The organism is Shigella sp. FJ200513 (assembly GCF_040495915.1).
Lineage (GTDB): Bacteria > Pseudomonadota > Gammaproteobacteria > Enterobacterales > Enterobacteriaceae > ECMA0423.
In genome coordinates, this window is sequence record NZ_JBDYCV010000213.1 from 1 (window position 1) to 2259 (window position 2259).

The window sequence follows — 2259 nt, forward strand, 5'->3', positions numbered from 1 at the left end:
CCTGATTCAGTTAGTTGTGATGTTACTTATATTGGCGTAGATACATTTAGGGTGACCCTGCGCAATACGCTTAGCGGGGCAGGAATCTCCAGTTCGTTTGCATTTAGCATTACCAGACTAATATAAATACATTCGCCGCCCCATTTGGACATATATGTAGGGCGGCTTATGTTTATTGTTTATTGATTGTTGTTTGTTAATGTGGGTATTAATTCTTTTACTAAAGTTGTGGTTTGTTTTGTTAATTTGATGAATGGCGTCTCTATTAATTTAAAAGTTAGGCATGATGTGAACGTAATAAGAAATGCAGTTGTGCTTACCAGTATGATAAATGTATTTTCAGTGTAATTATTAGGAATAATCCACGTCATTAGGCAATAAAGGAATATCCCATGCAGAAGGTAAACGCTGTAGGTAGTTTCTCCTAGCTTTCTGGTTATATTTAATCTTAATATTCCATACAAATCACAACCTGATGCGATAATGATAAATGTTATTCCACAAAGAATCAGTGGTAGCGGTGCGTAAGTTGTTTTGAAATACGTCATTTCAAAAACCATTATCGCAGTTATTATAATTGGTGTTACTTTTGCTTTGGCAATTCCATTGACTATCTTTGATTTATTTAGCAAAAATGCCAGGAGCCCAAAAAGAAATGATGCTATGTGTATTTTACTGAAAAATAAATGAAAACAAATAGCGATATTGCGCTAATCATAACCATGTAAATACTGACTTTTCTTTTTATGAGCGCGGAAATTACCGGAAGAGAAAAATAAAAGAACCATTCATATACAAGTGTCCATGTTACAGCGGCATTGATAGTAAATGAATCTTTTACGTCATTAATGTTCGGCATACCTAGCGCAGTGAATGGCAACCACTTCATTATTGACACAAAAAGCTCTTCTGTGGATACCTGCATTCTCCATCCAGACTTAAAACCTACAATGATAAAAATGAGACATAGGCTAACTATGAACATTGGGGTTAATCGTAGTAATCTTGATACATAAAGCCTTGTCCAGTCCTGATCTCCAGAGATAATCTTTGAAAAGAACAGATAACCAGTAATCATAAAAAAGAATGACACACCAACTTGGCCTAAATTTGCTAACAGATTTGATGAAGGTGCTTCCCATACTCCAGATGACAAGTATCCATTCCAAATTGCTGCGTGATGAATAAGCACGAAAATTGCTAAGAACCCCCGCATTCCATCTATTTGATTATTCCTGCCGTGCTCAACAAGATTTATTGGGGAAATTTTATCAAATAACCCCACAGCTAATAACGACATCAATATCACGGATGTTATTAATAATAAACTGTTAATTTCAATCATATGCATGCTCTATTACGCAATTAAAATTTCTCCAAGTATACTGACTTTTAGTTAATGATCATATAGTTATGTGTAACTGATGAAACAAAACGGAGACACACCAAGCTTTGCACTGGATTGCAAGGCTTTGTGCTCTTCTGTGAATGTGTGGCTATATGTTTGAAGATCGTTGTGCCGTATTTGTGACATATATATGGCAACATCATGCATCAACTTTCTGTTTGTGTCATCAACTATAGCTTAGTGAATGCGGTTAATGCTTGCTAAAACAGATAGTTATGATTGGTGCTACAGATTCATAATGCGAAGGTCGTAGGTTCGACTCCTATTATCGGCACCATTTAAATCAATAAGTTACACATCATTAGTACCTTCCTTATTTTTTGACTGGGACGAATTTGGGACCGATGGGTTCAGGATCGAGTCTATTTGCCGTGCGTGTTCGGTAAGGTGATTAGGTGCAAGGTGAGCATATCGACGAACCATTTCGATAGACTCCCAGCCTCCCATTTCCTGTAACACTGACAACGGGACTCCGGCTTGAACCAGCCAACTTGCCCAGGTGTGTCTCAAGTCGTGAAATCTGAAATCATCAATACCTGCTCGTCTCAGCGCCGCTTTCCAGGCTGTGTTTGCGTCATACCGCATCTTCCTGACCGTTGGCGCTTTCGTTCCGTCTGGTTTGGTACAGCTTTCCTTGTACACAAATACCCAACGGTGATGATTCCCGATTTGTTTTTTCAATACGCGACATGCAGTATCATTCAGCGCAACGCCAATTGCGCGGTTTGATTTACTCTCTTCCGGGTTTATCCATGCCACCCGGCGCTGCATATCTATTTGTTGCCATTCAAGGTTGATGATGTTCGAGCGTCTTAAGCCTGTTGCCAGTGCAAATTCAACAACAGACTTTA

At 38.6% G+C, this 2259-nt stretch carries 1 protein-coding gene and 1 pseudogene; both read right to left on the reverse strand.

Annotation, left to right across the window (positions count from 1 at the left end; all coding sequences use genetic code 11):
• Nucleotides 1-179: 179 nt before the first annotated feature.
• A pseudogene (locus tag ABZJ92_RS21525) lies at nucleotides 180-1351 on the reverse strand (acyltransferase family protein).
• Nucleotides 1352-1699: 348 nt separating this feature from the next.
• The coding region (locus tag ABZJ92_RS21530) for a site-specific integrase (RefSeq protein ID WP_152025993.1) at nucleotides 1700-2259 on the reverse strand (560 nt) is incomplete at its 5' end.